We start from the raw sequence: 6327 nt of genomic DNA, 5'->3' as shown, positions 1-6327 counted from the left end.
TTGTTTAGTGCAAAATAAAAGTTAAGAGTATTGCAACCAAAATGTTAGAAGGTTGCACAAATAGAAAAGGCTTGCCAGCCCTCTCAAAATACCCTACCGTTATTGGTGTCTAATCAACTAATGGTGGGAGGATGAAAGGATGCTAGCAATGCCTGAAATCAATCATATCAAAAAGTTAAGGAATATAAAATCCCTATCGATCAATGAAATCTCCAAACGTACTGGTTTTAGTTGGGTAACAGTTAAAAAATATGCGGATGATGATCAATTACCTACAGAAAAGATTCTTGAGAAAAAAGGCATGATGTATGAAGAAAAGTGGGGAGAAATTGTAATTGACTGGCTCGTTGAAGATTATGCCCTCAAAAAGAAATCGAGAAGAAACAATAAAAATATATTTGAAGGGTTACAGAAATTAGGGTTTACCGGTTCTTATCGAACCGTTTGTAACTTCATTAAAGAAGAATGGAAAGAAAAAGTATTAGATGAATCGGATGAATTGAAAGAGGAATATGAAAGGCTAACCCATCCTCCCGCCGAAGCCCAAATAGATTTTGGCATTACCGAGGCAATTGAAGATGGACAAGCAAAGGACATCCATGCACTAGTGATGAGTTTTCCATATAGTAACGCAGGTTTTACCGTTCCTCTGCCTGCAGAAAACCAGGAGTGCTTTTTAGAAGGTCTTAAAATACTCTTTAAACAATCGGGATTCGTTCCAAGGAAACTTCGGTTAGATAACCTTTCAGCAGCAGTAGTAAAGGCAAGGGGGCGTGGGGAAGAAACTGTTTTCAATGAAGAGTTTCTTCGCTTTGCCAGCCATTATGGATTTGAGCCGCAAGCCTGTAATGCAAGAAAAGGAAATGAAAAAGGACATGTCGAAAACAAAGTGGGATATGTACGTTATAACTTTTTCACTCCTTCTCCTGTGATCAAAGATTTAACACACTTACGTGCTTTGTTATTTGACCAGAGTAAAAGGGATCAACAACGCCTCCATTATAAGAAGGATATCTTAATTGCAGATCTGTTTGAAGAGGAAAAGAATTATGGACTAGCTTTACCTGAGTCCGAGTATCCGGTATTTAAGCAATCAATGGTAACCGCTAATAAATATGGTGAAGTAAAGGTTGATGGAGTGCTGGTCCATGTGCCTACAAGTTACCATTACGGTAAACTGCATTTGATTTTATATTGGGATCACTATAAAGTCGTCACCCGCAACGGTGAAGTGCTCTCCAAAGGACCTAGACGGTATATGAATCAAACAAGGGAAATTCCGTGGCAATCCATCTTAAAAAATTGGAAACAGAAGCCACGATCCATTGTATATTCTCGGTATTTCCCCTACCTGCCCGGCAGAATTTCTTATTACTTAAACATTGAATCAATGAAATTAAGAAAAGAACGTGTAGAGTGGTTACTAAGCTTAATTGTAAATCATGATATGCAAGAAATAGACGAACGCTTCTATGAGTTACTACCAGAAGAAAAACAGTTTGATGCGAGTCTGGATGATTCTACGAACCATCCTTATGATGTAAATTGGAGTATTTATGACTCCCTCCAGCCTACCGTTAAGGAGGGTGTATATCATGACTGATGCGATTAGAGAGAAATGTAAATTGCTTCGTTTAGCATATGTAGCCGACATGTACGAGAAGGTTCCTTTCGAGAATCCAGAACAATACTTGATAGATTTACTACAACAAGAAATAGAGTTAAGGGAAATAGCAAAAGGAGAACGCCTAATTAAAAAGGCAAAATTCATGAATGAAAAGGAACTAGATGATTATCGTTGGGGCGAACATATTCATTTCCCAACAAATCTCGACAGAGATGGTCTGGAGTCCCTTTCATTTATCAAGAGAAAAGAGAATGTCATTCTATCCGGAGCGCCAGGAACTGGGAAATCCCATTTGGCAACAGCATTGGGTCGTAAGGCTTGTAGAAACGGATATGAGGTCCGTTTCTACCGGGTAGCTGATTTAATAGACCTTTTGGAAAAGTCCTGGGCAGAAGGCCGATATCAACTATTACGTAACCGATTCAATAAAGTCGATATGATCATTCTTGATGAGATGGGATACGTGCCATTTAGTAAGGATGGAGCTGAGTTATTATTTCAATTGATTTCCGATTGGTATGAACAGAAAAGCCTTATTATTACGTCCAATTTAGAATTTAGTCAGTGGAATAAAATATTTGTGGATGCACGGCTCACCGCTGCCTTGGTGGATCGAGTGATACATCACGCACATATTTTAAGTTTTACTGGCGATAGTTACCGTGTGAAACATGCATTATCGAATCGCTAATTAGAAAGAAAGTAAGGGCTGGCAAAGTTCTAAACTTTTCATTGCATTCTTCTAAACTTTTTGCTTGCAAAATACAGGAGTCTCGGTTAGGTGAAATTCTTCTTAAAGTTGACTCGTCATATGGAGTAGGATTCGCTAGCTTTTTACGAGCATTCTTTACTTTATAAGTTCTACTATGTTTTTTGTAATACTCATATAATTCTTCATTTCGTTTAATAGTATTTAAATGAATACCTTTCTCTTTATCATCAAATGCTTTTGAATGCTCTCTAATGTTATGATAGGTTACAGGAATCCCTTGTTTGACAAGAAAATCAATCGTTTGAATACCAATAGATATGGAACGTTCTTTACGTTGCTGATGAACTTTTTCAAGCCACTTTTTCTTATCTGAATGGATTATTTCTTGCTTTTGGTTCATATTGACGTTCCTCCCTATATTGTTTGATTAACTCAATCTCTTTTAATTCAATTCTAGCTTGCTTTGCCATTTCTTTAGCCTTCCGAACTTCAACATCTAATCCCATTTGTTTAAATCGTTTTTCCATATCTTTTGATAATTGAATGACCTCTAATAATTCATCCTCTTGATCTGGTTCGGGTATTTTTGCTTGGCAGCCTAAACATTGCATTTTAGTAGGACAAATGTAATCTGTCACACAAGTACCACCTAACACTTTATTAAATACACCCACTTTTTCTGCGTAGGCATCAAATTCTTTTTTTAACTCTTGTGGACTTCTTATATATACATCATCAATATCTACATAACTTGAAATAACGTCATGTAATTCACTTACTGATTCTGAGATTTGGGTAGGTGTAGGAGCTGAATAATACGCTGTTACGTTTAAATCTTTTTGATGCAACATTTTTGCGACAATATCAATCGGCATTTTTTGACGTTGAACAGCTTCTGTCGCAAATGCATGACGTAATAGGTGTGTTTTTATAGTTACAGCTTTTCCATCTTGCATCTCAAATACTAATCCATGAAGTAAAAATCGAATGGAACTATATAAAGTAACATCCCTTAATGCTCTATCTGCATATTGAAAATAATAGGGCATAGGTGTAGGAAATAAATGTTTTCTTTTATCTCTGTATATGACGCTTGGAATTTTATCACTGTCACAATGTGCTTTTAACATCCTTGATACAATTTGAATATATTCCATCGTTTGTTTACTTATATAAAATTCTTCTAATGAATCTCTTCCTTTAGGAATAGCTCTAAAGGAATAATGTAGCTTGTTATTAATTTTCTTTACTTGAATACATTCTTTCGTATTACTAATTTGAAGTAATTCGTTCTTTCTTGCACCTGTTGTTGTTAAAATGTCGATGGCTAATAATCCAAATGTACAAGCTACATAGAATGGTTCTACATCTATTAATAAGCCCTCTGCTTTATCCTTGTGTAAAGAAACAAATGTTGAAGGTGTTATTATACCTTTATGACCTGAAAAAAATGGAACGGGCTTTTTCCCATTTTCAGCCTCGTAGCCCCAAGTGGACAAGAAATTAAGAATCTTCTTATGTTCTTCAACTGGTTTGGTTTTTGGCCAACTTCCTAAAACATTCTGCTCAATTAAATCATTAAACCAAAGTCCTTCTGGTTCTGAATCACTATCTACAGACTCAGCACGAATAAATTCAAGGAAGTAGGCATTATTTTCATCAGAATAATTTGCTTTTTTTTGTTTTGCCAGTTTTACAACGGCATCTGAAAACTCCTTTTGGTGCTTCAGTACAAAGGAAGGTTTATCCCATAAGCGAAAATGAAATACTTCTCCAATACGTTTTGGTTCCTCATAAGAAAATTCAATTGGTAATGATAATGAATCGGTTTCTACAATTCTTATTTGTTGCTGAAATGCATCTTTTAGTCTTTTTATTTGATTCCATCGTAGATTTGCTTCTACACGTATTGTTGAAAGATGTGGTACAATAGCGTCTGTTTCATCTTTTCGAGTATTTTGGGCTTCTTCCCTGGCTAATTTACTTAAGGAGAAATCTCTTGAATCAAAATGGATTGATGGTAATAAAAATTGCTTATAATTTGTTTGTTTATCAATTGATAATGTAGTATTAATCCATTTTTGGGTATTGTACAAACATGTCTTATAGTACTCAAACAATCTCCTCCGTTGATTATTAGTATGTTCTGGATAAATCTCGGCTTTTAAATACATATACATATGTTGATTTGGATTAAAATCTGACCATGAAGCAATCTTAAGTTCATTAAAAATATCGCTAAATCTATTATTTAAAGCAGTATTCTGAACACTTATTGATCCCACATCTTTATTTCTATCAGCTTCAATAAGTGTAATTAATAATAATTGTGGGAACCAAATTTTATCTATACAAGTTGAATTTAAATGTGTTAAGTTTCGTTCATTTACTTTATCAATTAAATATTCTCCTCGGCTGTTTTGCATGCATAATAGGTTAGAATCTACTTTTCTAGACCATTCATCATACCAAGCTGTAACAGGTCTGACATCAGATGTTTCAGTCAATTTTACTCCAACCCTTCTAATAATTCTTTTAAATCTTCATCAAAGTCTTCGATACCTAATGATTTAACAACACTCAACTTTTGCTTTGATTTCCTCGAAGTTTCCTGTCGTTTAACATAGCCCTTTTCGTTTTGTTGCATTTGATCTAACATTTTCTCATGTGCTTCTCGATGTCTCGTTTCATCAAAATGATGTTCATACACATTTATCGTATCGGGATTTTTCCACTTCATATATTTGATCAACTCATTTTTTCGTTGATGTATTTCTGTTTCATTTTTTGAAACGTTATAAATTTCTCTTAATCGAGAAGTAACGAACCAATGCCTTGCTTTATGTGGATTTAAACTTAAATCATTTATCTTCATTGCTCGATTCCAGTGGTAGTACCAAGCGTGATAAGTAAGAGGCGTTCCGTTTACTGATAAAAAGATAGAAGCATCATCAGGTAATTGATCAAAATTTAAATGATTTTCGTCAAAGGATTTTCTTTCAGTATCTATGTAATGAAACAACCTTTTTACCGTATCTTTGCTAACACGTATAAACTTGATTTTTCTACCATGACTTCCTTTATTGAAGGTAATAAATTCTTGATGACTTTTACGTTTACGGTAATCCCCTAGTGTTAACTCAATAATTTCTGTTGCCCTTGCGCCTGTTTCAAATAGCATACGGGCTATTACCATTTCACGGAGTGACCAATTTGCTTTTTTACCAGCTTGATATATTTGATATGGTAAATCTATATCATCAATAATCTGTGGTTGCCATTCTTCATTGATAATTTTAAAATAGGAATCTGTTAATCTTCGATGAGGAATAGCTTCTTCTGTACCAGCGATTGAAGGCATTCTTGATTTACCTTCTCGCACACCCTTTATCTCCTCTTTGTAGCTATGTAGGATAGCCTGACCATCTATTAATGGATTACTATAGTGATACTGTTTTAACCTGATCATTGATTTGTAAAATGATTTTAATGCTGATAAAAATCGACTAACTGTGTTAGGACTTTTATTAGTTAAATTTACAAAAAGAAAGGTATCTTTATCACGAATCTTACACTTCATTTCATTCATCAAATAATCTTCAACTACAACACGTATTTTCTCTTCTGAATCATTCCATTGTACTTGGTTTCCTTGATAATTACTTTCTTTATCTAACCATTTAAAAAATGGTAACAAACAATTCATATATGATATTGCAGAGCTTTTATCAATTCTCCCTAAACAATCATGATAATAGTCTGTCAAAGGAATAAAGGGCAGGTTATCTTTAAATACAAGTAACTGATATTTACTTTCAACATGCTTCGGACAATACTTAAACCAATACAATTATTCTCCCCCTCGATAGGAATGTATGTTCTTATATTAATATTTTTCTTAGTAATTGTAAAATGTTTAACCTTTTAATAAATTTATATTTAAGAGTTAATAAAAATAAAAAGCACATCACTAAAATTTGTTTTTAGT

General features: G+C 34.1%; 5 protein-coding genes. 2 read left to right on the top strand and 3 right to left on the bottom strand.

Translation table 11 applies throughout. The features are described 5' to 3' along the window. Window positions 1–139 precede the first annotated feature (139 nt). Together istA and istB are read left to right on the top strand one after the other, a co-directional pair. The gene (istA, locus tag E2L07_RS05330; RefSeq protein WP_134228856.1) at window positions 140–1603 is read left to right on the top strand and encodes an IS21 family transposase; all 1464 of its coding nucleotides are present in this window, start codon (window positions 140–142) and stop codon (window positions 1601–1603) included. Further along, window positions 1596–2318 carry an IS21-like element helper ATPase IstB gene (gene istB, locus E2L07_RS05325; protein WP_134228857.1) on the top strand — a complete coding sequence of 241 codons (723 nt, stop codon included), beginning with the start codon at window positions 1596–1598 and terminating at the stop codon, window positions 2316–2318. The genes istA and istB overlap by 8 nt, the downstream gene beginning before the upstream one ends. Here the strand turns inward: istB and E2L07_RS05320 are convergent. From E2L07_RS05320 to E2L07_RS05310, 3 genes are read right to left on the bottom strand one after another with little or no spacing between them, the layout of a single operon-like run. Further along, entirely contained in the window at window positions 2272–2739 is a 468-nt protein-coding gene (locus E2L07_RS05320) for a hypothetical protein (protein WP_134229025.1), read from the bottom strand. The two genes, istB and E2L07_RS05320, sit on opposite strands and share 47 nt — an antisense overlap. After that, entirely contained in the window at window positions 2705–4846 is a 2142-nt protein-coding gene (locus E2L07_RS05315; protein WP_166740022.1) for a site-specific integrase, read from the bottom strand. The genes E2L07_RS05320 and E2L07_RS05315 overlap by 35 nt, the downstream gene beginning before the upstream one ends. Window positions 4847–4848: 2 nt before the next feature. Continuing rightward, window positions 4849–6189, bottom strand: coding sequence for a tyrosine-type recombinase/integrase (locus E2L07_RS05310; protein ID WP_134229024.1), 1341 nt, complete (start codon window positions 6187–6189; stop codon window positions 4849–4851). Between the last annotated feature and the right edge of the window lie 138 nt (window positions 6190–6327).

It is taken from the genome of Halalkalibacterium halodurans (genome assembly GCF_004376175.1).
Taxonomy (GTDB): Bacteria; Bacillota; Bacilli; order Bacillales; family Bacillaceae_D; genus Halalkalibacterium; species Halalkalibacterium halodurans.
Note: the sequence above shows the minus strand (reverse complement) of the source record. Positions and strands in the feature narration are given on the sequence as shown.

What these genes read in the sequence shown, in the direction of transcription:
- E2L07_RS05320 (WP_134229025.1), bottom strand. Translation starts at nt 2,739, where the DNA reads ATGAACCAAAAGCAAGAAATAATCCATTCAGATAAGAAAAAGTGGCTT.
- istA (WP_134228856.1), top strand. Translation starts at nt 140, where the DNA reads ATGCTAGCAATGCCTGAAATCAATCATATCAAAAAGTTAAGGAATATA.
- istB (WP_134228857.1), top strand. Translation starts at nt 1,596, where the DNA reads ATGACTGATGCGATTAGAGAGAAATGTAAATTGCTTCGTTTAGCATAT.